This is a genomic window from Nocardia sp. NBC_01009, from assembly GCF_045208035.1.
In the GTDB taxonomy this organism is placed as follows: Bacteria; Actinomycetota; Actinomycetes; order Mycobacteriales; family Mycobacteriaceae; genus Nocardia.
Map to the genome: position 1 here is coordinate 5,469,845 of NZ_CP108695.1, position 24,275 is coordinate 5,494,119.

General features: G+C 66.4%; 15 protein-coding genes and 1 pseudogene. 8 read left to right on the plus strand and 8 right to left on the minus strand.

From position 1 onward, the window contains the following. Window positions 1–19 precede the first annotated feature (19 nt). Window positions 20–976 carry a LysR family transcriptional regulator gene (locus OHA42_RS24405; RefSeq protein ID WP_406230180.1) on the plus strand — a complete coding sequence of 319 codons (957 nt, stop codon included), beginning with the start codon at window positions 20–22 and terminating at the stop codon, window positions 974–976. 36 nt (window positions 977–1,012) lie between these two features. Here the strand turns inward: OHA42_RS24405 and OHA42_RS24410 are convergent, their stop codons facing one another. From OHA42_RS24410 to OHA42_RS24430, 5 genes and pseudogenes are all read right to left on the minus strand, one after another. After that, on the minus strand, window positions 1,013–1,882 hold the full coding sequence (locus OHA42_RS24410) for a DUF6924 domain-containing protein (RefSeq protein WP_406230181.1): 870 nt from the start codon (window positions 1,880–1,882) through the stop codon (window positions 1,013–1,015). Between the two features lie 186 nt (window positions 1,883–2,068). Beyond that, window positions 2,069–2,725 (minus strand): annotated as a pseudogene (locus OHA42_RS24415) (dienelactone hydrolase family protein); the annotation flags it as partial. A 164-nt stretch (window positions 2,726–2,889) separates the two neighbouring features. After that, on the minus strand, window positions 2,890–13,647 hold the full coding sequence (locus OHA42_RS24420) for an amino acid adenylation domain-containing protein (protein WP_406230182.1): 10,758 nt from the start codon (window positions 13,645–13,647) through the stop codon (window positions 2,890–2,892). Window positions 13,648–14,695: 1,048 nt separating this feature from the next. Continuing rightward, the gene (locus OHA42_RS24425) at window positions 14,696–15,337 is read right to left on the minus strand and encodes a class I SAM-dependent methyltransferase (RefSeq protein ID WP_406230183.1); all 642 of its coding nucleotides are present in this window, start codon (window positions 15,335–15,337) and stop codon (window positions 14,696–14,698) included. A gap of 115 nt (window positions 15,338–15,452) precedes the next feature. Next, entirely contained in the window at window positions 15,453–15,689 is a 237-nt protein-coding gene (locus OHA42_RS24430; RefSeq protein WP_406230184.1) for a hypothetical protein, read from the minus strand. Between the two features lie 85 nt (window positions 15,690–15,774). Here OHA42_RS24430 and OHA42_RS24435 point away from each other — a divergent pair, with 85 nt between their 5' ends. Both OHA42_RS24435 and OHA42_RS24440 read left to right on the plus strand, forming a co-directional pair. Then, complete coding sequence (locus tag OHA42_RS24435) at window positions 15,775–16,128, plus strand: MmcQ/YjbR family DNA-binding protein (RefSeq protein ID WP_406239579.1); 354 nt, start codon at window positions 15,775–15,777, stop codon at window positions 16,126–16,128. A gap of 104 nt (window positions 16,129–16,232) precedes the next feature. After that, window positions 16,233–16,658 carry a pyridoxamine 5'-phosphate oxidase family protein gene (locus tag OHA42_RS24440; protein WP_406230185.1) on the plus strand — a complete coding sequence of 142 codons (426 nt, stop codon included), beginning with the start codon at window positions 16,233–16,235 and terminating at the stop codon, window positions 16,656–16,658. A gap of 1 nt (window position 16,659) precedes the next feature. On the opposite strand, the gene OHA42_RS24445 is transcribed toward OHA42_RS24440, so the two are convergent. Continuing rightward, the gene (locus OHA42_RS24445; protein WP_406230186.1) at window positions 16,660–17,754 is read right to left on the minus strand and encodes a bile acid:sodium symporter family protein; all 1,095 of its coding nucleotides are present in this window, start codon (window positions 17,752–17,754) and stop codon (window positions 16,660–16,662) included. 69 nt (window positions 17,755–17,823) lie between these two features. On the opposite strand from OHA42_RS24445, the gene OHA42_RS24450 reads away from it, so the two are divergent. From OHA42_RS24450 to OHA42_RS24465, 4 genes are all read left to right on the plus strand, one after another. Then, a complete protein-coding gene (locus OHA42_RS24450) occupies window positions 17,824–18,714 on the plus strand; it encodes a LysR family transcriptional regulator (RefSeq protein ID WP_406230187.1) in 891 nt (296 codons plus the stop codon). Window positions 18,715–18,724: 10 nt separating this feature from the next. Next, a complete protein-coding gene (locus OHA42_RS24455; protein WP_406230188.1) occupies window positions 18,725–19,387 on the plus strand; it encodes a hypothetical protein in 663 nt (220 codons plus the stop codon). Continuing rightward, the gene (locus OHA42_RS24460; protein WP_406230189.1) at window positions 19,384–19,758 is read left to right on the plus strand and encodes a hypothetical protein; all 375 of its coding nucleotides are present in this window, start codon (window positions 19,384–19,386) and stop codon (window positions 19,756–19,758) included. The genes OHA42_RS24455 and OHA42_RS24460 overlap by 4 nt, the downstream gene beginning before the upstream one ends. A 196-nt stretch (window positions 19,759–19,954) precedes the next feature. Next, entirely contained in the window at window positions 19,955–20,599 is a 645-nt protein-coding gene (locus tag OHA42_RS24465; protein ID WP_406230190.1) for a LysE family translocator, read from the plus strand. A gap of 9 nt (window positions 20,600–20,608) precedes the next feature. On the opposite strand, the gene OHA42_RS24470 is transcribed toward OHA42_RS24465, so the two are convergent. Both OHA42_RS24470 and OHA42_RS24475 read right to left on the minus strand, forming a co-directional pair. Next, the gene (locus OHA42_RS24470) at window positions 20,609–22,207 is read right to left on the minus strand and encodes an ABC transporter substrate-binding protein (protein ID WP_406230191.1); all 1,599 of its coding nucleotides are present in this window, start codon (window positions 22,205–22,207) and stop codon (window positions 20,609–20,611) included. Window positions 22,208–22,386: 179 nt separating this feature from the next. Further along, complete coding sequence (locus tag OHA42_RS24475; RefSeq protein ID WP_406230192.1) at window positions 22,387–23,127, minus strand: dienelactone hydrolase family protein; 741 nt, start codon at window positions 23,125–23,127, stop codon at window positions 22,387–22,389. Window positions 23,128–23,308: 181 nt separating this feature from the next. Between OHA42_RS24475 and OHA42_RS24480 the strand changes: the two genes are divergently transcribed. Continuing rightward, entirely contained in the window at window positions 23,309–24,247 is a 939-nt protein-coding gene (locus tag OHA42_RS24480; protein WP_406230193.1) for an N-acetylglucosamine kinase, read from the plus strand. The last annotated feature ends 28 nt before the right edge of the window (window positions 24,248–24,275 follow it).

Below are 24,275 nucleotides of genomic sequence, written 5' to 3' on the forward strand. Positions count from 1 at the left end.
TCCAAACTAGACTCGGATTGTGACGCCCGCCCAGCTTCGGGCCTACTCGACCGTGGTGCGGCTCGGCTCCGTCCATGCGGCGGCCAGAGAGCTGGGGATGACGGACGCCGGTGTCTCGATGCACATCGCCCAGCTGCGCAAGGAGCTCGACGACCCGCTGTTCACCCGCACGGCGGCGGGTCTGGCTTTCACCCCCGGCGGGCTCCGCCTGGCCAGCCGGGCGATCGAGATTCTTGGACTGCAGCGCCAGACCGCCATCGAGGTGAGCGAAGCGGCGCACGGCCGACGGCTGCTCCGCATCGCGGCATCGAGCGCGTTCGCCGAACATGCCGCGCCCGGCCTCATCGACCTGTTCGCGGCGCGCGCGAAGGATCTGTCGGTCGAGCTCAGTGTGCATCCCACCAGCCAGTTCCGCAGCCTGATCGAGTCCCGTGCGGTGGACATCGCGCTGGGGCCGGGGCAGGACGGCACCGACACGACCATCACCGCCCGACCGTTCCTGAAGTATCAGATCATTTCGGTCGCGCGCCCGGACAGCCCACTTGCGGACGTCGCACCGCATCCGGCGCTGCTGCGGGAGCAGCAGTGGATGCTGGGCCCTGGGGCCGGAAGTGTCGACGGGCACATCGCGATGATGCTGCGCGAGTTGGGCATTCCCGAATCACACCAGCGGATCTTCCAGAGTGACGCTGCTGCCCTCGAAGAGGTCCGCCGTGTCGGCGGCATCACCCTGACGATCGGCTTCGCCGTTTCCTCCGACCTCGCGGCTGGTCGGCTGAGCCACATCAAGGGACCCGGCCTTCAGGTATCCGATGAGTGGTGCGCGACTACCCTGCCGCCCGACACCCGCCAGCCCGCGGTGTCGGAACTGCTGCGGTTCATCACGACCCCGCGATGCATGCAGGCGATGATCCGCGGGTCCGGCGTGGGCGTGACGCGGTTCCGCCCGAAAGTGCATGTGACGCTGTGGAGTTGAACCCGGGCACCGCCGCGCCGCGCTCGCCCAGCGCTATCAGTAGTGCTCTTCCCGGCAGACGCCGTCGGCGTCGAGACCACAGCCCCACTCACCAAAGCTCGTGTTCGCCAGCTCCATGTTGACAATGAAGGAACCGGCCGCTGCGAGGGTGATCCTGAACGGATCGTCGTCATCGTCGGGCACGTTGTTCACGGCCAGCAACGGGAACTCTGCGGAGGCCAGTGCCCGCTCGTCGGCGATGAGGACGACGGAACTGTCGGGCTGGTCCTCGTCATCGCGCCCGATCCGCGCCTGGATCTGATCCGCCGTGAAGCCCGCGTAGGCGCGGTTGTCGATGACGGTGATCGACTCGTAGTGCTCCGAGCCTCCTTCGAGGGCCTGGAGCAAGCGCGCCCACTCATCCGGCTGCTCGAAGGACGTCCGCACCAGGAGCGGACCTGCGCCCTCCTCCATCGTGGCGGAGGCCGGCTCGGGCTCGGCCGCCGTACGCTCGCCGGGGATGACGTGGATGAGGAAGCGGGGCTTCTTTCCGCCCGACGACCGGTCACTGGCATGGACGCGGATCAGGTAGGGGCCGACTCCTGCGGTGGCGAGGTTCTCTTTGCGCAGAGGCGCGTATCCGCTGTCGCACAGGGCAAGGAAGCCGGTCGTGGAGATCACGGTGATCTCTTCGACCTCGTCCCACCCGCTCTCTGCTCCCGGGTCATCTCCGGCGTAGAGGGTGACCATGGGGTTCTCCAGGGCGCTTCCGGCGTCGATGTGCAGCCAGTTCTTCTCGGCCGCCAGGAACCCGCGGCCGCGCGGCTGCTTGCCGGCGTCGGGGTCCATGACGGCCAGGTCGCCCCACTCCTTCATCTCGAGCGACCGGGTGCGGCCGTCAAGAAGCGGCCAGTTGGAACGCTGCATGGAGAACCCCCATCGTGCTTGTGTGCCTGCCGGTTATGTCGTGGAAGGGTAGACGGAACTGTGGGTGTGCACCGACATGAACGTAGGTGCCGCTCGGCCCGGTTCCGCATGACGACCTGCGCCACCACGCGTGAGTCTCATTGGAGGTGAACGCTTTCGGCAACTCATGCCGTGGAGCGATGGTGTTCAAGGCTTCGCAACGCTGAGATGGCGGCCGAACCAGTCGAGGGCCAGATCCGCCACCTGCTCGAGTGCGCCGGGCTCCTCGAACAGGTGCGTCGCGTGGGGGACAACGTCGATCTCGCTCGGACACGGCATCCGCAGCCGGGCCTCCCGATTGAGCTCCAGCACGCGCTTGTCGTCACCACCGACGATAAGCAGCGTCGGTGTGCGGACCAGCGCCAGCCGCGGACCGGCCAGGTCGGGGCGGCCGCCACGAGAGACGACGGCCGCAATCTCGGTGCCGGGTTCGGTGGCCGCCCAGAGCGCAGCACCGGCTCCGGTGCTCGCCCCGAAATATCCGGTGGGCAGGCCGCTCAGTGCCGACCGCGTGCGCAGCCAACGGGTGACGTCGACGAGACGATGGGCGAGCATCTCGATATCGAAAACGCAGGCACGATCTCCCTCCTCGTCCGAGGTCAGCAGGTCGACCAGCATCGTCGTGAGTCCCGCACGGTTCAGCACATCGGCGACAAATCTATTCCTCGGACTGTGTCGACCGCTACCGCTCCCGTGCGCGAAGACGATCAGAGCGGTGGAGTTCTGCGGCACGGCGAGTAGCCCGGTGAGCCGGACAGACTCCGACGGCACGGTGACCTCGTCGGTCCGCGTCGAAGGATCGGATGCAAAGGGCGGCATCGAACACCTCCTGGTATCCGGAGTACTCGGACAGTCGATCATCTGCAAGAGGCGCGGCAATCCCCGGTGAGGCACTTTCAGTCCGAGAGGTCGGGCAGAGCGAGCGGTGCTGGGGTTGGGTTGCGGCACCGTAGGCGGCGTTCTGCGGATCACCGTCCGCCGGACAACGCACCCACTGCACGTCGCACGAAGTCGGACCCGATTCCTTGCGCATGCTCCTCGAATACTCGACCGATCTCGGAAAGCACCTCGGGCGCGGTCATCTCGTCGTGCGTGACGTCGAGCGGGTAGGTGGCGATGGTTCCCGCGACATGCCTGCGCCAGCGCCGTGACGCCGCGATCGGGTCCGCCTTCACGGCGCCCTCGTGGTCCCGTGCCGCGGCGAAGAAGACCAGATTGCCGTCGTATCGCCGCGGATGGTGGCCCTCGACCATGCGCACCGACGCGTTGTAGGAGGCGGTCCACCGCTCCAGGTCGGCGCCGGTGACGTCGAGTGTGCCCGCCAGGGTGTGCCGCAGCACCGTGGCGGCCGCTGCGGCACTCAGTTCGGTCGATTCGACGTGCACGCCGAGCATCGGACCGAACTGGTGCACGAATCGACCGGGGGTGAGCTGATCCGGTGGCTCGAGGTGTCGCGCCGCCGGATCGGTGTCGAGCAGGACCAGCTGCACATGCTCACCGGCGCACCGCAGCCGTGCTGCGATCTCGTGCGCGACGAAGCCGCCGAAGGACCAGCCCAGTAGCTCGTAGGGGCCGCGCGGAGCGATCTTGTGGATCTCGCGCACATAGCGGTTGGCGTACTGGCCGATGGTCGCCGGACCGCAGTCGCCGGGTCCGGCCGCCAATTTCGGCGACTGCAGCCCGTAGATCGGGCGGCGCGGGTCGACATACGCGCCGAGCCCGGCGTAGCACCAGGCCACGCCCGAGGCGGGTGCCACACAGAACAGCGGTGGCAGGTCGACGCTTTCGGCTCTGGCTCGGATCGGCAGCACCACCTCCAGGGCCGCTCGCAGCGCTGCGGCCGGTTCCTTCGCTCCCACCGCGCCCTTGTCGATGCATTCGGCCAAGCCGGCGACGGTCGGATCGGCGAACACCGCCAGCGCCGCGACCTCGGTGTGCAAGGCCTCCCCGAGCAGCCGGGCTGTCCGCACCGCGTTGAGCGAATTGCCACCGAGGGCGAAGAAGTCGTCGTTGCTGCCGATGCGGTGGGCAGACAGCTCCAGCACCTCCCCGTAGGCGGCGGCCACCGCTCGCTCGGTTTTGGTGACCGCTGGACGGAACTCGGCGCGGGTCGGCCACCTCGGCATCGAACGCTCGTCGGCCCGGTTGCGCGCGTCCAGCGCCACAAGCATTTCCGGGTTGTCGAACTGGGTGATCGCACCGACCGCGGTCGACGGGTCGGCCAGCACGGTGCGGAGTATCCGAACGAGCGCCGCGCCGAAGCCCTTCACCGTCGTCGCATCGAAGAGATCCGTCGCGTAGACGAAATGGCCGTTGATGCCGTTCGGTGCGCCCGCCTCGCCGATGTCCTCGCCGATGTGCAGGTGCAGGTCGAATTGTGAGACGCCGGTGTCGATGTCGATCGCGGCCAGCTCGAGGCCGGGCAGTGTGAATCTGGCCGGGGCCAGGTTCTCGAAGGAGAACCCCACCTGGTACAGCGGATGCCAGGCGATGGACCGGCGCGGGTTGAGTACCTCGACGAGCCGCTCGAACGGCACATCTGTGTTGGCAAGCATCCGCAGGTCCCGTTCCCTGATCCGACCGAGCAGGTCGGCGAAGCTCTCCTCCGCGTCGATGTCGGCCCGGAACACCACCGTGTTGACGAACATGCCGATCAGGTCGTCCAATTCCGCCGCGCCACGTCCGGCAACCGGGGTACCGACCGCGATATCGCTTGTGCCCGACAGTCGGGCCAGTAGCACCGTGAACGCGGCGTGCAGCAGCATGAACAGCGAAACATTATGGGTGCGCGCCAGTTCCGTGAGTGCCGCGTGTGTGGCGGTGTCCAGCGCGAAGGGAACGCGTCCGCCGGTGTGGCCGAGCACCCGAGGCCGCGGCCGGTCGGTGGGCAGCGGCAGGTGATCGGGCAGCCCGGCCAGCTCATCGCGCCAGTAGCGGACCTGCTGGGCTGCTTCCGATTCCGGATCGTCTTCGCCGCCGAGCAGCTCCCGCTGCCACAGGGCAAAGTCGCCGTACTGCACCGGCAGCGGCGTCCATTCCGGGGCCGCACCTGCGACACGCGCCGAGTAAGCGGTCATCACGTCGCGTGCCAACGGAGTGAACGACCATCCGTCACCGGCGATGTGGTGCAGCACCAGCACGAGCACGTGCTCGGATGCGGCGCCGCTGTTGTGTGCATCACCGTTTCCTGCGATGCGACTGCGGCGGTCATCATCGGCCGACGCGGTGTGCCTGCCCGTGACTCGCAGCACCGCACCGCGCACCGGCACCTCGGCCGTCACATCGAACGGCCTCGCCGCGATTTCCCGGATGCGCTGCACTACAGCGTTTTCCGCAATGTCTTCGACGACGAGCTCGGGGACTGTTTCCTCGGCATCGAGAACGACCTGCACCGGGCCGGCCGCGGACTCCGGATAGATCGTGCGCAGCACTTCGTGCCGGGCGATCAGATCCCCGACTGCGGCTTGCATGGCATGCACGTCGAGCACACCGGACAGCTGGATGGCCACCGGCATGTTGTAGTCCCCGGAGCTGGTGTCGAGCCGATTGAGCAACCACATCCGTTGCTGGGCAAGCGACAGTGGGACCGGACCGTTCCGGTCGTAGGCCCGCAGCCGCGGTCGGACCGGACCGTTGGCGACCGCCCTGGCCGCCAGTCCGACCGCGTTGGGCGCCTCGAACAGATCGCGCAGTCTCAACGAGCTGTGTTGCACCACAGCATTATTCGGTGCTGTGCCCGTGTCTTCCGTTTCACCGAGCTCGTCGGGCGCCGCATCAGCATGCTGCGCAACCTCGCAGAGGGCCGTTTCGAGCCTGCTGACCGCCTTCGTGGCCAGCAGCGAATTGCCGCCCAGATCGAAGAAGGAATCGTCGATGCCGATGCCTTCGATGTCGAGCACCTTCTCGAATACATCGATGATGGTCCGCTCGCGGTCGCTCCGCGGCGCCCGGTAGGCGCGGCGCAGCCCGGCACGCAGGTCTGGTGCTGGCAGGGCGACCCGGTCGAGTTTGCCGACCGGTGTCATCGGAATGCTGTCCAGCGGGACGATGACGGCGGGCACCATAGAGGCGGGCAGTGCCGAGGCGATCCGGCCGCGCACCCCGTCGATATCCAGCCGCACCCCGTCTCTGGGCAGCACGTAGGAGACCAGCACGGTGGCGCCCGCCGGGCCTTCCTGCCCGGTGGTGATCGCGAACTCGATGTCCGGCAGCCCGGTGAGTGCGCTGTCGATCTCGCCGAGCTCGACCCGCAGGCCGCGGATCTTCACCTGGAAGTCGGTGCGGCCCACATATTCCAGCGTGCGGGCATCCGCGCTCCAGCGCACCAGGTCCCCGGTGCGATACATCCGCCCGCCCGCCTTGTCGAACGGATTCGCGACGAACCGCGTGGCGGTCAGGCCGTACCGGTCCAGGTAGCCGAGCGCCAACGCAGCACCGGCCAGCCACAGTTCGCCGACCGTGCCCGCGGGCACCGGCTGCAGCCAGGAATCCAGTACCAGCGCGGTCGCGCCGCAGATCGGGGCGCCGATGGTGACCGGCTCGTCTGCGGCCAGTTGCTCGCTTCCGGTTGCCCAGATCGTGAATTCGCTCGGGCCGTAAAGGTTCAGCATGCGCCGGCCGGTCGCCCACTCGGCCACGAGTTCCGGACCGCATGCCTCGCCCGCGACAGCGAGCACCTGTAGGTCGGGTAGGTTGGTCGGCTCCAATGTGGCCAGCACCGATGGGGTGATCACCATGTGGCTGACGTTTTCGTCGCGCAACAGATCTTCCAGTGCCGCATCGGCATACACATCCGGGCGCGCCACCACCATCCGCCCACCGGATCCGTGTGCCATCAGCAGCTCGAACATCGAAGCGTCGAAACTCGGCGACGCCACGTGCAGCACGCTCGCGGCGGAATCGACAAGCAGCGATTCCTGTTGCGCGGCAACGACACCCGCGATGCCACGGTGCCCGATCTGCACCGCCTTCGGCGTGCCGGTGGAACCGGAGGTATAGATCAGATATGCGGCCTGATCCGGATGTATTCCGCCGCCGCGCTCGCTGTCGGTGATCGGCGCGGTCGAGCGGGTCACCGAGGCTGCCACGGTGGCGGGATCATCGAGTTGCAGCCAATCCACCGCGTCCGGCAGGTTCGCACGACAGCCGGTGGTGGTGAGGCCGAGCTCGGCCCCGGCATCGGCGACCACGTAGGCGATCCGGTCGGCCGGATGGCCGGGATCGAGCGGGACGAACGCGGCACCCGTCTTGGCGACGGCCCACACCGACACTACCGATTCGACCGAGCGGGCCAGGGCGAGCAGCACCCGGCTGTCGGGGCCGGCGCCGTGCTCCAGCAACAACCGAGCCAGCTGATTCGAGCGCAGGTCCAGTTCGCGGTAGGTCAGGTGGATGCCGTTGCACGACAGCGCGATCGCCTCGGGTGAGCCGGTAGCGACCGTGTCGAGGATCGCGGGCAGCGTCTGCGGCTCCGGCGCGGGCGGTCCTGACACCACCGCCACCGTCGCCGCCGGGTGGAGGGCGGCCAGCTTTGTCTCGGTGGCAGTGACGAGATGTGCCAGCAGCGCCTCGAAATGGTCGAGCAACCCGACTGCCTCTGGTGTATCCATGACGCCGCTGCGGTACTTCAACGTCACCTGTAGCGTTTCGGTCCGCTTGCCGTCGGCGTGGTGCGTGCGGCGCGGCAGTACTTGCAGACACAGCGGATAGGGCGTGCTGTCGGTGGCGGTGACGTCGAGCACCCGCATGCCGGCAATGTCGGGCATCTCGGCCAGCGCCTGCCGATCGAGCGGATAGGACTCGAATACGGTTGCAGTGTCGAACAATTCGCGATTCCCGACGACATTGTGGATGTCGACCAAGCCGGCGTGATGATGGTCGAGCAACGCGGCCTGCTCGGATTGGATGCGACGCAACAGTTCGGCGATGGTCAGGCCGGGGTCCAGCCGCACCCGGACCGGAACCGTATTGATGAACAGGCCGATGGTCGATTCCACGTCGGCAAGCTGCGGTGGGCGACCGGAGACGGTGGTGCCGAAGACGACATCCTCGCGGCCGGTGCGCGCGCGTAGGATCAGCGCCCATGCGGCCTGCACCGTGGTGTTCACGGTGACGCCGAGGGTGCGGGAAAGCTCCTGCAGCCCTGCCACGGTTCGGATGTCGATCTCGCGCGACACCTGCCCGGGCGCCGCTGCGGGAGGGCCCGCCGCAGCCGCCAAGGTCGGTGCATCGATCCCTGCTAGGGCGTGTGCCCACGCGTTTCTGGTCGCCTCCGCGTCCTGTGCCGCGAGCCAGGCCAGGAAATCCCGGTAGGACGGCGCGGCAGGCAGTCCGCGGGTATCGCCATCGGTCGCGTAGAGGGTCAGCAGCTCCCGCACCAGTAGCGGCGTCGACCAGCCGTCCAGCAGGATGTGGTGGTTGGTCAACAACAACCGATAGGTCTCGGCGCCGAGCCGGATCAAGTGCAGTCGCAGCAGCGGCGGATGCGCCAGATCGAAGCGCATTGTCGCGTCCTCGGCGACCAGTCGTTCGTATTCGGCGTGTGCCGCGTCCTCCGGTAGCCACGCCAGGTCGGTGGTGCGCCAGTCGATCTCGGCCGACCCGACGACGAGCTGCCGAGGCCCGCCGTCGGTGGCCACGAACGCCGTCCGCAGACTGTCGTGGCGGGCCAGCAACGCGGCCGCGGCGCGACGCAGCCGATCATCGTCGACGGTTCCCGCCAGCGACAGCACGGGCTGCATCACGTAGTCGTCGACGCCGTTGTCGAAACACGCATGGAAGTACAGTCCGAACTGCAGTGGCGAAAGCGGCCACACGTCGACCAACGCCGGGTAATGCCGCTCCCAGCCATCGATATCCCGCTGCGTGGTGGCGGCGAGCGGGAAGTCGGACGGGGTGTGTCCGCCCGCCTCGGCCTTTTCGCCATGACGGGCCAGCGCGCCGAGGGCCTCGACCCACAGGTACGCCAGCGCCTCGACCTCGTCTATGTGGAGGATCTCGGCGGCGAAGGTCCAGGTGGCAGCAATCTCGTCGCCGTCGGACAGGGCGTTGACATCGACCATTGCGGGCAATGGCATCGCATCGTCCTGGGTGACCGCGAACGGTGCGCCGGAGCCGGATGTCGCCGGACGGGGCAGCCACGGTCCCGACAGCCCCTGGGTTGGGACGCGGCCGAGATAGTTGAACCCGATCTGCGGTGCGGGCCGGTCGGCCAGCACGGTCGCCGTCACGGGGTTGAGGTGGCGCAGTAAGCCGTAGCCGATGCCGTTGTCCGGCACTGCACGCAACTGCTCCTTGATTTGCTTGATCGCCCGGCCGGCATGCGAGCCACCGGCGAAGGCATCGTCGATGTCGATCCCGCTGAGGTCGAGGCCGACGGGGAACACCGTGGTGAACCAGCCGACGGTGCGGGCGAGATCGGCCCTCGGCGCAGGTGTATCCCCCTGTGCGACGGCCGGACTCGCGGCGGCATCCCTCGGGTCGGCACTCGTCCCTGGCGCAGAGCCTGCGCCGCCGCGGGATGCCGCGTTGTGGGTGGCATCCCCCTCGCGGCCGTGGCCTTCCAGCGCAACCAGCGTGCGTGCGGTCTTCACTGCGCCACGTTCGGCTCGCCAGCGGGACACCGCCAACGCGAGCGCGGTCAACAGCACGTCGTTGGCGCCACCGTGGAAGCGCTCCACAGCAGTGCCGAGCACGGCCGCCGTGATGTCCGCGGGCACCCGGATGTCGATACGACCCATTGTTGCCGCGGTGTCGCGTACCGAATCCAGCTGCCGCACATCGAGATCGGCGTTCGGCAGGTCGAGTATCTTCTGCCAGAACGGCAGTTCGGCGACCCGGGCCCGATGTACCGCTTCGTCGGCCAGCGCCCGTGCCCAGCGGCGCAGCGAGGTGCCGACCGGTTCCAGCGTGGGCCGCTGCCCTGCGATCAGCTGGGCCCACGCGTGTGCCAGGTCCGGCAGGATGATCCGCCACGAAACCCCGTCGACCACCAGGTGGTGCAGCACCAGCCACAACGAATCAGGCCGATCCCCACCGCGTTCCAGCCACACGACCCGCAACATTTCGCCCGAGGCCGGATCCAGCTCGTCGGCGGCGATCTGCAACTCATGCGCGGCCCAGCTGTCGTCTCCGGCAGCAGTGTCCTGGGTGGCGTGCTCGCCGCTGTCCTCACCCGATCGACGCGAAATGCCGAGGCTCGGAAGCACTTCTCGACTGGTAGGCACTTCGCGCACGGCTACCCCGTCCAGTGCGGCGGCGGGCCCGCGGTCGTACGCGGCCCGATCGACGACGGCGTCGATGCAGCTGTGCCGCAACACGGATTCGGCGCGCACCGTGCCGGCCGGCCGAGTGACCATCGTCCATGTTTCGCCGGTCCGGTCCAGCCGGGACCGGAGCATGTCGTGGTGGTCGATGACCGCCTGCAAGGTGGCGGTCAGGGTGGCCCGGTCGATGCCCGGTGGGAGTTCGACAAGCACCGCTTGGGCGAAACGGTCGAAGCTGCCGTGCGCCAGCACCTCCTCGGCGATCGGCATCGGCGTTATCACGCCGATGCCGCCGCCGGGCAGCTCCTCCAGTATCGGTGCCGCACCGGCCACCTCGGTGGCGACGGCGGCCAGGCCGGCAACGGTCTTGCGCTCGAACACATCCCGCGCGGTGAACACCAGACCGGCCGCATTCGCCCGCGCGACCAGCTGTACCGAGACGATGCTGTCGCCGCCGAGCGCGAAGAAACTCTGCTCTGCTCCCACCTCGTCAAGGCGCAGGACCTCCGCGAACAATCTGGCGAGCAGGTGTTCGCGTGGTGTCGCCGGCGGGCGCGAGACCTGTTCGCGCGCATCGAAATCCGGAGCGGGCAGTGCGGCGCGATCCACCTTGCCCGCGGTGGTCAGCGGCAGCGCGGCGAGCAGCACCACGGCCGAGGGCACCATGTACTCCGGCAGGAAATCGGCGACGAAGATCTTCAGCTCGACCGGGTCCGGCGCGGTATCCGGCTTGGGCGCCACATAGGAGACGAGCACGGTGCCGCCGGCCGGTGTGGTGGCGGGGACAGTGACCGCCATGGCCACCTCGGCGTGCCGCTCCAGGCAGCTGTCCACCTCGCCGGGCTCGATGCGCAGGCCGCGAATCTGCACCTGCAGGTCGCTACGGCCGAGGAATTCCAGCTCGAGCCCGAGTCCGTGGTCGGCCCACCGCACCATGTCACCGGTGCGGTACATCCTGGTGCCGGGCACGGCGAACGGTCCGGCCACGAAACGCGATGCGGTGAGGGCGAATCGACCGAGGTAGCCGCGGGCCAGGCCGGGGCCGGTCAGGTACAGCTCACCGGCAGCGCCCACTGGGACCGGACGTAGCCTGCGGTCGAGAATGACGGCTGTCATCCCTGGCATCAGCCCGCCGATCGTGATCGGCGCGTCCGGCCGCAGGCGGTCGGACATGGTCGCGGCAACGGTGGCCTCGGTGGGCCCGTAACTGTTCACCAGGTGAGCCCGGGATGCCCACCGCGACACCAGGTCGACCGGGCACGTGTCCCCGCCTACGACCACCGCACGCAGCGTGGGCACCTCGTCGGGGTCGATGGAGGCGAGCACGGCCGGTGCGATCGACAACTGGGTGACTGTGTTGCTGCGCAGCACTGCGGCGAACTCCGGTCCGGCGTAGGTATGTGGCGGCACGATCACCGAGGTGACGCCCCAGGCGAAGGCCACCAGCAGCTCCTCGATAGCGGAGTCGAAGCTGGGCGAATCCGCGTGCCCGAGCCGGGATGTCGCATCGATGTCCAGCGCACGGCCCGATTCGGCGACCAACGTCGCCAGTCCACGATGAGATACGGCCACGCCCTTGGGCAGCCCGGTCGATCCGGAGGTGTAGATCACGTACACGGTGTTGTCGAGGCGGATCGGGGCGCGGCGGTCGGTGTCGGTGATCGGGGCCGCAACCTGCCGCGCGCACAGCGTTTCGACGCGCGCGTCGTCCAAGACGAGCCAGTCGATGCCGACGGGTAGCCCTGCCTGCGACTCGGTGACGGTCAATCCGATGACCGCGCCGCAATCGGCAAGCATGTGGGCAATCCGATCTGCCGGCAGCATCGGGTCGATCGGGACGAAGGCCGCGCCGGTTTTCGCCACGGCCCATACCGCGAGGACCGACTGCACGGACCGTCCGATCACGATGGCGACCGCGCGCTCCGGGCCCGCACCGCGCGCGATGAGCAGCCGGGCCAGCCGGGTCGATTGCGCATCGAGCTCGGTGTAGGTCAGCTGTGTTTCGTCCGAGACAACCGCAGCACCGTGCGGATTACGGCGCACACCCAGTGCGAGTAGCTCCGGGAATGACTGCGGCGCAACCGGATCCGCTCCCCGCACCGGCGTCAGCTCGGCGTACTCGCCGGGGTCGAGCAGTTCTACCGACGACACCGGTCGCTGCGGCCCCGCCGCGAGGAACCGGTGCAGGTAACCGACGAACCGCCGATGGTGGCGCGCCAGCTCCGCCTCGGTGTAGAGATTCGGGTTGGCTTGGAAGTCGATATTGGTGCTCTCGCCGCCGATGCCCGGATACAGATTGACGAACAGGTCGTCGATGATCCCCGAGGTGAGCACCCGCAGCCGACCGACGGCTTCGCCGAGGACCACTCTGGTATCGAGCGCCATGATGTTGACCGACGGGCCGAAGCTCGCGACTTGATCGCTGGCGTAGCCGAGGTCTCGGAAGATGTCTTCCTGGCGATAGCGTTGCCTGCGTAGCGCGCCGGTGAGCTCGTGCTGAGTGGCACGGATAGCTGCGCCGACCGTGATCTCTTCGTCGATGGCGATGCGCAGCGGCACCACATTGGCCACCATGCCGCCGGAGTGACGCAGTGCGGCGGTGGTGCGCGCCGAAACGGGCAGGCTCAGCAACACATCGTCGGTCTCGCTGTCCCTGGTGCCGCTGGTGACTCTGGATAGGTACGCCGCGAACGCGGCGACCAGAACCGGCGCCGGGCTCGAGTTTGCCGCACGAGCGACCGATTCGAGCAGCTCGGCGGTTTCCTCCGGCAGGGTGGCGCTCACCAGCAGTGGATGCGCATCCGCCACCGCCACCGCGCCGGACAGGCTCACCGCGGCCGGTGCCCGGTCCAGCCGCTGGGCCCAATATGCACCATCGGCGTGAAAGCGCTCGGAATCGCGGTAGGCGGCATCAGCAGCGACGATGTCGGTCAGGCACTGCGCCCGCGACAGCGGCTCCGGCGTTCCGTTGACTGCAGCGGTGTAGAGCTCGGCGACCCGGCCGACCATCGTTGCGGCCGCGTAGCCGTCCAGCGCGATGTGGTGGATCCGGCAGTACCACAGCCAGGTGTCGTCACCGATGCGCAGGCCGGCGCCCTTCACCAGGCGGTCGCGCAGGAGATCCAGCGGCGCGGTGTAGTCCGCGCGCATCCATTCTCGGGCCGCGCGCATCGGATCCGGTTTCGCGCGCAGATCAATGATCGCCGGCTCGGTCTCCATCGTCGGGTCCACCGTCTGGTACGGGGTGCCATCGATCTCGATCAAACGCAGGTAGCCGGTGCCGAACTCACGTCCGGCCCGGCAACTCGCAGCGATCATTGCATCGAGGTCGATGTCGCCGATGATCTCGATGTACTGAGCCATGGAGATCGGCACGGAACCGGCGACCTGCTGTGCGAACCAGATGCCACGCTGTGCCGCCGAGAGCGGAAACGGCCCGGCCTCCATATCCCGTGTCGTCATGGGATCGGTGTCTACATCCGCCGGTCGGTGCCGCATGTGGTCCTCGCTCGAGCTATTCCTTGCCACCGAGCATCGGGTGCAAGAACGCTCCCGCAAATCGCTGCATTCGAATCTCTCGCTGCACGCGTCTTACATCCCGACGTCACTGTCCGGATGACGTTCCGAGGGGTTTTGCATCCCTCGCGATGTGTGGGGCGTACGACCTGTCCGGACCGAGCCCCGAATCTCGCCTACTAGTGGATCGTGCCACCAATGTTCACGTGTTACACGATAAAAATGAAATGCGATGTGCGAGAAGTTCACCTCCGCACCGAAATGACCGAAAAATCTCGCCGATCCAGACACGGAAACGACTGCGTGACCGGGCGTCTGATCTTGTTCAGCGCCACACCGCCGCGCGACAGGACAGAGATTCGGTGTTCGACGGGCCACGATCGACAGTGCAGCGCGGCGACATGTCGACACGGGGCACCATCCGGTGACCAGCAGTTTCTGCTGGTGGAGTTGGTACGCATAGGTGGTCGTATCCCGCAGCAGATCACTGGTACTGGATCCGAACTCGACCTGAAGGCGAGGTTTATGCTTCCCCGTATCGACCTGCGTCGTGACCAGAAGGTGGTTACCCCCACCAAAGAGTCGCTCGTCGCGAATCTGCAGCGAGAATTCGTCGACCACAGCATCAACGCATTGCGTGTATGATTCCGTCACGCATGCAAGCGCCACCGCAGCACCCTCCTCTGGGATGAATCCGCTCAGTGAGTTCTGGTCGCACGTCATCGACATCAGTGAGTACACAAATTGGGCGCGAATTATCGATGCGCTTCGTATTCCTGGAAAAACAAACACAAAGTGCCCAGTTCGCATCGCCTTCATCAATTAAGTCTTGTTCTTCGACTTGGGAGTTCGCGCCTATTCCCAGGAATCACATTGGGACACGCGGAGATCAGTAACGGAGATCATAGGCGGCAAAGCATGGCCGCCCACAATCCCACTCGTCCTCCGAATGTGTCGGCGTAACAACACAATCAGGCGAGCTCGCCTTTCGCTGCTACCTCTCGGCGCGACGCACCCTGGCCAACCAGGCCGCTTCGTCGACCACGCTGCCCGAGGTGAGTCCGAGTTGCTCGGCCTCGGTAACCACCTCGGTGACACGGCCACGGTAGCGAACGGGCTGCAATTCCTCGAGCACCCAGCCGTCACCGAACGCGTCCGCAATGGCCTCGCGGCCGATGCGCGGACCGAAACCCGGTTCGGCGGTCGAGAGGGCGAGGACATGGACCAGCCCACCGGGTTTGCACACCCGGTGCAGACTGCGGACGTAGTCGGTCGGGTCGCCGTTGTCGTGCGCGAAGACATGGAACAGCGCACTGTCGATGATGGTGTCGTACAGGGGTTCTCGGCCGAGATCCAGTGCATCGGCAACCGCGAAACGCGCGGAGACGCGGTGTGCCTCCGCATTGGCCCTGGCGTAGGCGATCGCGCTCGGCGACAGATCCACCCCGAGCACGTCGTAGCCGAGTCGGGCCAGATGAATGGTGTGCTCTCCGGCTCCACACCCGACGTCGAGCACCGCGCCGCGCACCAGGCCCTGTGCGATCACGTCGACGATCGCGGGCTGAGGCTCTCCGATCACCCACGGCGCGGCACCGCTGTCATAGACGGAATTCCAGAATTCGGCAGGTTGGATCATCCCTCCAGTGTCCAACCTCAACTTCGATTCATGTCAACGCCGGGCCGCGTCGTTCTCGGCCGTGACCGCGGCCGAATCTCGCTGATACATTGCGCAGATGACGGATGCCGGTGCGTCAGCGACGATGCGCCATGTCGTACCACTCGTGGGGAACCGACCAATCCCACCGCGCGGCAGGCTGTGCGTCGACGGGATTGTCGCGAGCCCACTCCGCGTAGCACCGCGCCGATCCGCCGAAGCACGCTCCGCACAGGATCAATCCACGAAGCAGGTGGCGCCACAGGACGCGGCCTGAAATGCGTCGCGGCATCGCGACCTCCTCGACGGTGACGGCGGTTCCGAGCAGAGACATAGCCTCAGGTCACGGACGATACCGCCGGGCAGCCCTGGAGGAATGCGAAATGAAAGTTGTCGGTGCCCAGTGGCACGATCGGCGCATGGTCACCGTCGAGGACGTGCGCGGACTTGCACTCACCCTCCCTCGCTCCTACGAGGCGGTCGTAGCGGACCGCATCAAGTTCCGCGTCGGTCGGATCGTGTATCTCGCTTTCTCCCGCGACGAGTCGGTCATGGGCTTCGCCTTTCCCAAGCAGGAACGCGCCGCCCTCATCGCGGCCGAACCGGAGAAGTTCCGGATGCCGCGGGTGTCGGATCAGCGCTATAACTGGGTCGACTGCTGGATGGCCGCCATCGACGAGCAGGAGATGCGCGAACTCGTTATCGACGCGTGGCGCATGGTGGTGCCGAAGTTTCTGCACCATCACCCGAGTACGTCCACGTCCGATTCGTAGTCCGGCTCATATCCATCGCGCCCATGGCTCCGCGGCACGAGCCGCCGCGACGTTGGCACGAGCGATCGTGCCGCCTCGGCCGTGCCGACGGGTTAACCTCGGGCATGCCAACTACGTTGCCTGCCAAGGCTATGGATGCGATCAACGGCGGTTTGCTCGCCCATCTGGTCACGACCAACGCCGACGGCTCACCGCACGTCCGCTGCGTGTGGACCCACGCCGAGGCCGACGCACTCACCATCGGGTCGATGGGCCTGGACAAACGCTATGTCCGCAACCTGCAACGCGATCCCCGCGTCGCGGTGTCCTATCAGTCCGGCCGGATCGACGACTACGGTCTCGCCGAATACGTGGTCGTCGAGGGCAATGCCGTGGTGACCGGGCCCGGTGGCCGTGAGCTGCTGAACCGGCTCGCCAAGTTCTACATCGGACCCGACTCCGACTTCCTCTCCGATCCGGCAGCCGGTGACGGTGACCTCATCCGCGTGACCATCACCAAAGTCGGTGGCATCGGCGACTGGCTGAACTGACTCACCCGCGCGGCCGCGACAGCCGCGCCGCCGAGCGCGGCCGCGCGGGTTCCGATGGCCCGGCAACGGTTGATGCTGCCGGCCTCGACTGCCCGCTGGTCGGGCTCGACGGTGTCCACATCACGGCCTCCGCGGGCAACTTGCGGGCATAGCGCTGTGCCAGCACAGCGCAGGTGATGAGTTGAATCTGATGAAAAATCATGAGCGGCAACACGATCAGGCCGACCGGTTGTCCCGCGAACAGCACCGACGCCATCGGCAGCCCGGTGGCGAGGCTCTTCTTCGATCCGCAGAAGACCAGCACGATTCGGTCTGGCATCGAGAAGCCGACCGCTTTGCCGACTCCCGCGGTGATACCCAGCACCGCCATGAGCAGCCCGGCGCACACGGCGGCCGTCGCGAATACCCGGCCCGGCGACACGCCACTCCAGATGTGTTCGGCCATACCGGCACTGAACGCGGCGTACACGACAAGGAACACCGAGCCCCGATCGACCACCTTCAGCGGCATCGGCCGGCGCAACAGCCAACCCAGGCGGGGCCGCAGCAATTGACCGAGCAGGAACGGCAGCAACAGCTGCACCATGATGACCAGGACCGTCGACGGCTTCACCTCGGCTTTACCCGTGGTGTTCAGCAACAGAACCACCAGCAGCGGCGTCGCGAACACACCCACCAGATTCGACAGCGAAGCGCTCACCACAGCGCCCGCGACATTGCCGCGGGCGATCACGGTGAACGCGATCGAGGACTGCACGGTGGAAGGCACCAGGCACAGGAACAGCACGCCGACATACAGATTGTCGGTCAGCACCGCGGGCACCAGCACCCGCAACCCCAGTCCGATGAGCGGAAACACCAGAAACGTCATCCCGAGAACTGCGGCGTGCAAACGCCAATGCCGCAACCCGGCGATCGCTTCCCGCGGCTCCAGTCGTGCACCGTAGAGCAGGAACAACAGTGCGATCGCGATCTTCGTACCCCGGTCGACTGCTTCCGCCATCGCCCCCTGCGCGGGGCAGACACTGGCCAGGCCCGCGCACGCCACGATCCCCAGCATGAAGCCGTCGATATAGACCTTGTTGAGGTACTTCATGACGATGACGCTACGACCGGGACGGTTCATCACGAAAGGCGCTCAATCGAATATCTGTAAACCGATTACATGATAAATTGGGCTGTGTTCGATCCTGAACTCCTCCGCACGTTCCTTGCCGTCGAACGCGCGGGCGGCTTCACCGCAGCGGGCAAGGTCCTCGGCCTGCGCCAGTCCACGGTCAGCGGTCACATCGCCAGACTCGAGAAGGCGACCGGACGCGCACTGCTGCGTCGCGATACCCGCAACCTTGCACTCACCGCCGATGGTGCAGCAATGGTTGGTTTCGCCCGAGCCATCCTCGAGGCGAACGCTCGAGCCGAGCAGTTCTTCTCCCACTCGACGCTCACCGGTGTGCTGCGCTTCGGCGCCTCCGACGACCTGGTGGCCAGCGACCTGCCCGAGGTGCTACTGGAATTCCGGCGCACCCATCCCGGCATCGACCTCGAACTGACCGTCGGATTGAGCGAGACCCTGAAAACTCGCATGGAATCCGGCGAGCTGGACCTGGTGTTCGGCAAGCGACTCCCCGGCGAACAGCACGGCGAGCTGATCTGGCGCGACCGCCTGGTGTGGGCAGGCCCGCCCGGCACTGCCGTTACGGACGATCCGATCCCCTTCGTGACGTACCCGCCGCCCAGTCTCACCAGACGGATCGCATTACAGGCACTCGATCGCGCGGGCCGAGTCTGGCGCACCACCTGTATCAGCGACAGCCAACTCGGCCTGCGTGCCGCAGCGCTCGCCGGCCTCGGCTACGTCGTCCACGCCGCAAGCCTGCTGCCCGACGGCCTCGTCGAACTCGACGCGCCCCACCTGCCTGCCCTCGGCGACCTCGAATTCGTCCTCATGCATCGCCGCACCCACCCGACCGCTCCAGAACAGGCACTCCACGATGCCATCACTGCCAACGCGCATCGCCTGCACGGACTTCGGCCTTCCGACACCGATGCCCGTTAGCATGCACCCCATGACGCAGACCCGGAGATGGCGTACGTCGATGCTGGGAGCCTGCGTGGTAGCGCTGACTGCCACGGGATGCATCGGTGCAGTCGATCGCGGCGACTTCGAGAACCTGGTACACGAACGGGGCGGCGGGTTGGTGACCGCACTGCCGGCCGCGGCGATCGAGGCCTTGCGGGAGCGCTTGGGGGTGGCGGACTTTCAGACCAGCGTCATCCTGTTGACCGCGCCGAACTCGTCGCAGTTGCGGATCGTCGTGCCCGATCAGCCGCCCCAGCTCACCCGATTCCTCAGCGGGAAACACAACCTCGCGGGCCCGCAGGCGATGGCGCACTTGCGTATTCGGGTGCCGCAGCAGTCCGAGCAGCTCGACGACTACACGTTCGGTCAGGGGGCGCTGAGCAAACCCACGCCGGTGCAGGTGTCGGCCTCCGACGATCTGGACGGGGAGGCGTTCGCGGTCAGCGAGGTGACCGGCTTGTCGCGGATCGAGGATGTCGTCGATACCGCACTCGCGCGCAGCGGGCTCGAACAAGGCTATGTATCAACGATTTTGGCGAATCGATTCGGCCGCGACATTCTGATCACGGTCAACGTCACCTCGCCGCGTGCCGCAGCGGTCGCCCAGTTCGACAGCGCCGGAGCGTTCATTCGGGTGCAGCGGGCATGAGTCTCCGGAAACTGACGATGGTCCTCGCCGCGACCGCCGCATGCACCGCCCTTGTCGGATGCGTACTGCCGATTGCGATCTGGCCCGGAGAGGCGAAGCTGACCGCACCGTTGTTCTGCGCCGAGCCGTACCCCGAACCGATGGTCGTATCGGACACCTTCGTCGACTCCGAAGGCACCGGAACAAATTTCACGCTGTATTGTGTGGGCGATCGTGGCCAGTTCACCGATGAGGGCTTCCTGCTGCCGTGGCTCGCACTGTGGGCCGCACATACGGTGCTCGCCGGCGTGGTAGTGCTGCTGATCGCCGCATCCCATCGCGACAGACCCGAAATTTCCGACACCATGCCCGAAATCTCCGACCCGCTGTAGTTCGGGCTTGCCGGATCCGGAACCATCGAATTGCTCGACGCCGTAGACGGGCCCGCGCACACCTCGGTCGTCCAGCTGACCGACGACCACCCGATCGGTGAGTGCCAGTAGGGCAAACGTCGTTCGCCGGGCTCGACGCTCGTGGCCGTGCGTGCACAGCGAGTGGAAGATGCGCTGAGGCAAGTAAGTTGAGTCCATGAGTGTCTGGATGGGCCTGGTTTCCTTCGCCGCTGTGGCAGGACTGCTCACGCTGGTTCCCGGCGTGGACACCGCACTGGTGCTGCGCGCCGCCATTGTCCGAGGCTCCCGCCACGCCTTCGCGACGGCGCTCGGCGTGGGGACCGGCGTGCTGGTCTGGGGCGCGGCTGCGGCGTGCGGCCTTTCGGTGTTGCTGACCACCTCGCATCTGGCCTACACGGTGTTGCGGATCGCGGGCGCGGTGTATCTCGTCTGGCTCGGCGTCAAGACCTTGGTCACGCTGTGGCGCGGTCGTGGGTCCACCGCCGGCGTTGACGACGGCGACGGCGACGCGAGCGGTGGCCTGTGGCGCGCGTGGGCGCGCGGTGCGGCCACCAATCTCCTCAATCCGAAGATCGGCGTCTTCTACATCGCGATGCTGCCCCAGTTCATCCCGCTGCAGGCGCCACACCTGGCGATGGGGGTGGCGCTCGCGGTGGTCCACGACATCGAGGGATTGCTGTGGTTCAGCGTGCTGATATTCGGCGTGCAGTTCACGAGAACGTGGATAGCCCGCCCCTCGGTCAAGCGAGCGATGGAAGCGATGACCGGCTCGGTCCTGCTGGCTTTCGGAGTGAAGCTGGCCTTGTCCGAGACGCCGTGAGCGTTGCGGCTACTTCTCGATTCCTTCGAAGTCGAACAGTCCGTTCCAGGTGAGTTCGGCCTTCTTCACTCGGTCCGACCGTCCCGCGGCAGCAACGTAATCGAACAGCGGGATGTCGGCCATGTCCTTGATCAGCAGAGTCTGAGCCTGGGCCACGATCTTGTAGGACTCCTCCAAGGTCGGAGCCGCGAGCGCCGCATCGAGCAGGGCGTCCAACTCGGGGTTCTTGTAGTCGACATTGTTGATCGTGGAGAAGCTGTAGTACATGGAGGTCAGGAACTGCAGCATGGTGGGGTAATCGCCCTGCCAACCGTAACGGAACGCCTTGCCGATGGCCCTCGAATTCACCAGGTCCCGAATATTTTTGAACGTCGGGTAAGGCGCACCGACAGCATCGACACCAAGGGTGTTCTTGATGCTGTTCGCGACCGCTTCGACCCACGCTTGGTGGCCGCCGTCGGAGTTGTAGGCGATCTCGTATCGACCCGACCACGGTGAGATGGCATCCGCCTGCGCCCACACCTTCTTGGCCTCCTCCGGGTTGTACTTCAATACCTCGGAGCCCGGCAGGTTTCCGTTGAATCCGGGCAGGGTGCTCGCGGTGAAATCACGCGCGGGCTTCCTGAAGCCCTGGAAGATGTTCTCGGAGATCTGATCTCGATTGATTGCCATCGACAACGCCTTGCGGCGCAGCAGACCCTCCTCGCCGCCGAAGTGCGCAACGTTGGTCTGGATACCGAGGCATGCTTTGTACGCGATCGGCTTGGTGATTGCTCGGTCGCCCAGATCCTTTTTGTAGGTCGAGAGCGCCGAGTCCGGGATGACATCGAGGGTATCGAGATTGCCCGCCAGCAGATCGGAGTAGGCCGTGTCGAACGACTGGTACATCACAAATCGCAGGCCCTTGTTCTTGGCCGGGCGCCCGCCTCGGTAGTCGGGGTTGGGCGCCAGATCGATCTTGACGTTGTGCTCCCACGTTTCGAACTTATACGGCCCGTTGCCGACCGGGTTCGCACCGAAGGCCTTCATGTCCTTGAATGCCACCTCGGGCAGCGGATAGAACGCAATGAAGCCCAATGCGGTCTCGAAATCGATGGACGGTTGCTTCAACGCCACGGTGAAGGTTCGTTCGTCGACGACTTTCAGCCCCGACATCGTCTGTGCCGTCGGCTTTTCCGCCGACACCTCGTCGTATCCGAGGATCGGGTCGAACATCGAGCCCTGCAGCTGTGCATTGGTGCCGAGTGCGCCGTAGTTCCAGGCGTCGACGAACGACCTGGCCGTCACGGTCGTGCCATCGGTGAACTTCCAGTCCGGTTTGATGGTGATCGTGTAGTTCTTCCGATCCGTCGACTTGATCGACTCCGCCACCTCGTCATGGGCTATCCCGTTCGCGTCGTAATACTTCAGACCTGCGAACAGTCGATCGGTGACACGACCGCCCATATTCTCGTTGGTATTGGTGGGCACCAAGGGGTTCTGTGGCTCGCCGCCATTCGTCGTGACGATATCGGCCTCGGCACTGTCGCTCGACGAACATGCGGACAGCCCGACGCTTGTGACAAGCAGTGCCGTCGCGATCAACGCTGTAGCTCTGGTGAATCTCAACGCGTTCTCCTGGTTAGAGAAGGAGCGAATCCACGGCACGCACGTGAGGTCGACCACCGCAATGCCGATGTGGTTCGCCTAATGCCCTCGGACAGTAGCGATTCGAGCGGGCGTTGTCCTCGGATCCACCGATCATCCGATCCTTTCGGGCTCGTCGCGTGGTGTACCGGCACCGCGGCTTAGGTCAATGTCTGCGCCAGGAACTCATCGATCATGTCCCGGGAGCGCGCCTCGGCCGTCGCCGAGTAGACGAGGCGAGCGGTCGGATCGGTGCCCGCTTCAGGGTTGTAGAACGCGTGGTGGGTGCCGGTGTAGAGGACGATCGTGGCGTCGTTGCCTGCGTTGTCCATCTCCTCGGACAGGGCCTGGACCATGTCCATCGGGCACACGACATCCCGAGTGCCGTGCATGGCAAGGACCGGCGCCGACACTTTCGTCGGTGCCCCCGGCTCGGCTGGCTTCAACAATGCCGAGCACAACGCGACCCCGGCCACCGCGGCACCGTCTCGGGCGAAGTCGAGGCTGACCATGCCACCGATGCTGTAACCGATCAGGACGACCGACGTCGATGCGCCCACCTTGCGTCGAAACGCTTCGAGACAACTTGCCATACGGGACACGCCGCTGGCGCGATCGTCGATCAGGCCAGTGATCAGCGGACCCGCCTGCGACTCCTCGGTCGCGTACAGGCCGCCACCATAGAGATCAACTACCGCGACGTCGAAGCCGTCGCCGGCGAGCCGGGCTGCCCCCTGGCGCACGAACGGGCTGAGTCCACGCCAATCCGGCGCGATCATGACCCCACCGCGCACCGGCGACCCGGGCGCGTGTGGCACGAGTAATCCGGCGAACGCCGTGCCGCCGTCCTCGTAGGCTAACGTCCGGTCCGGATGGGCCGCCGCGGCGACGTCTGGGGTCATGTCAACTCTCTTTCGTATCGGTCACGTGGAACTGCCACTGGAGATTCTGGCCGCCCGACGGATCCTCATGAAATCACCTACGACGCAATACCGCTCACCAGCATCCGCCGTTGGCGCTATTTTTCGGGGAGATTTCCGCCACCGCCGACTCGGCCCGCCGTAGCTGCAAAGATATTGGCTCATGACCAGCTATGTCCTCGCCGTCGACCTCGGCAAGACAAGCTGTCGGGGCTCCTTGCGGGTTGACGGCGGCCAGACGCGATACGCCGAGGGGCAGGGCTCCCCCGGCCTCGCGAATGCGGGCGGCATTGCCGCCGCGGAGCATGCGATTCGCGCCGTCATCGACCAGATCGCTCCGACAACGCCTTTCGTCCTGTCTGTTGGTGCGGCGGGGGCCGCGGCCGCTCCGGAGGCTGCCGTGGTCCTTGCGCAACACCTGGCCGCGGTGCGCACCATTTCCTCGGTCGCCGCCGCATCGGTCGCGGTGACCTCTGACGCCGTCACTGCCCATGCGGGAGCGCTCGGCGGATCACCGGGCGTCGTCCTCACGGCGGGCACCGGAGCCGTCGCGACAGCGGTCGACGACGCCGGACGTTTCACCAGGGTCGATGGTTGGGGACCACTGCTCGGTGACGAGGGCAGCGGCGGGTGGATCGGTTCCGAAGGCTTACGGGCCGTATTGCGCGCCCACGACGGCCGCGCTCCACGCACCGCTCTGGTCGATGCGATCGGTGAACTGTATGGCATCACCCTGGACGAGTTGCCGAAATATCTGGGGCAACAAGACAATCCAGCTCTGATCGCCGCTCGCTTCGCCCCGTTCGTCGCCACCGCCGCCGCGACCGACGAGACAGCGGCCGCCATCATGACGGCCGCTGGCGGTGCGCTGGCCCGGACGGTCCTCGCCGCGATCGACCGATCCGGCATCCGTCCTCCGGTGCCGTATGCGATCACCGGAGGCCTGCTGAAGCTCGGCGCAGCGTTACTGGACCCGCTCGATCATTCGATAGCGCACGCGATCGATCGCCGGGCACCGCTAGGTGATCCGATCGACGGCGCGGCACTCCTGGCCCTCGACCCGACGACCGCACTCGAAGCATTGGTGGCGCGAATAGCCTGACAAATATTGACATCGCACATGTGACGGC

Coding starts and splice junctions, on each gene's coding strand:
- OHA42_RS24460 (WP_406230189.1), top strand. CDS start 19,384: ATGAGTCTCCGGAAACTGACGATGGTCCTCGCCGCGACCGCCGCATGC.
- OHA42_RS24475 (WP_406230192.1), bottom strand. CDS start 23,127: ATGACCCCAGACGTCGCCGCGGCGGCCCATCCGGACCGGACGTTAGCC.
- OHA42_RS24420 (WP_406230182.1), bottom strand. CDS start 13,647: ATGACGACACGGGATATGGAGGCCGGGCCGTTTCCGCTCTCGGCGGCA.
- OHA42_RS24410 (WP_406230181.1), bottom strand. CDS start 1,882: ATGCAGCGTTCCAACTGGCCGCTTCTTGACGGCCGCACCCGGTCGCTC.
- OHA42_RS24425 (WP_406230183.1), bottom strand. CDS start 15,337: ATGATCCAACCTGCCGAATTCTGGAATTCCGTCTATGACAGCGGTGCC.
- OHA42_RS24435 (WP_406239579.1), top strand. CDS start 15,775: ATGGTCACCGTCGAGGACGTGCGCGGACTTGCACTCACCCTCCCTCGC.
- OHA42_RS24445 (WP_406230186.1), bottom strand. CDS start 17,754: ATGAAGTACCTCAACAAGGTCTATATCGACGGCTTCATGCTGGGGATC.
- OHA42_RS24480 (WP_406230193.1), top strand. CDS start 23,309: ATGACCAGCTATGTCCTCGCCGTCGACCTCGGCAAGACAAGCTGTCGG.
- OHA42_RS24440 (WP_406230185.1), top strand. CDS start 16,233: ATGCCAACTACGTTGCCTGCCAAGGCTATGGATGCGATCAACGGCGGT.
- OHA42_RS24455 (WP_406230188.1), top strand. CDS start 18,725: ATGACGCAGACCCGGAGATGGCGTACGTCGATGCTGGGAGCCTGCGTG.
- OHA42_RS24430 (WP_406230184.1), bottom strand. CDS start 15,689: ATGTCTCTGCTCGGAACCGCCGTCACCGTCGAGGAGGTCGCGATGCCG.
- OHA42_RS24450 (WP_406230187.1), top strand. CDS start 17,824: ATGATAAATTGGGCTGTGTTCGATCCTGAACTCCTCCGCACGTTCCTT.
- OHA42_RS24465 (WP_406230190.1), top strand. CDS start 19,955: ATGAGTGTCTGGATGGGCCTGGTTTCCTTCGCCGCTGTGGCAGGACTG.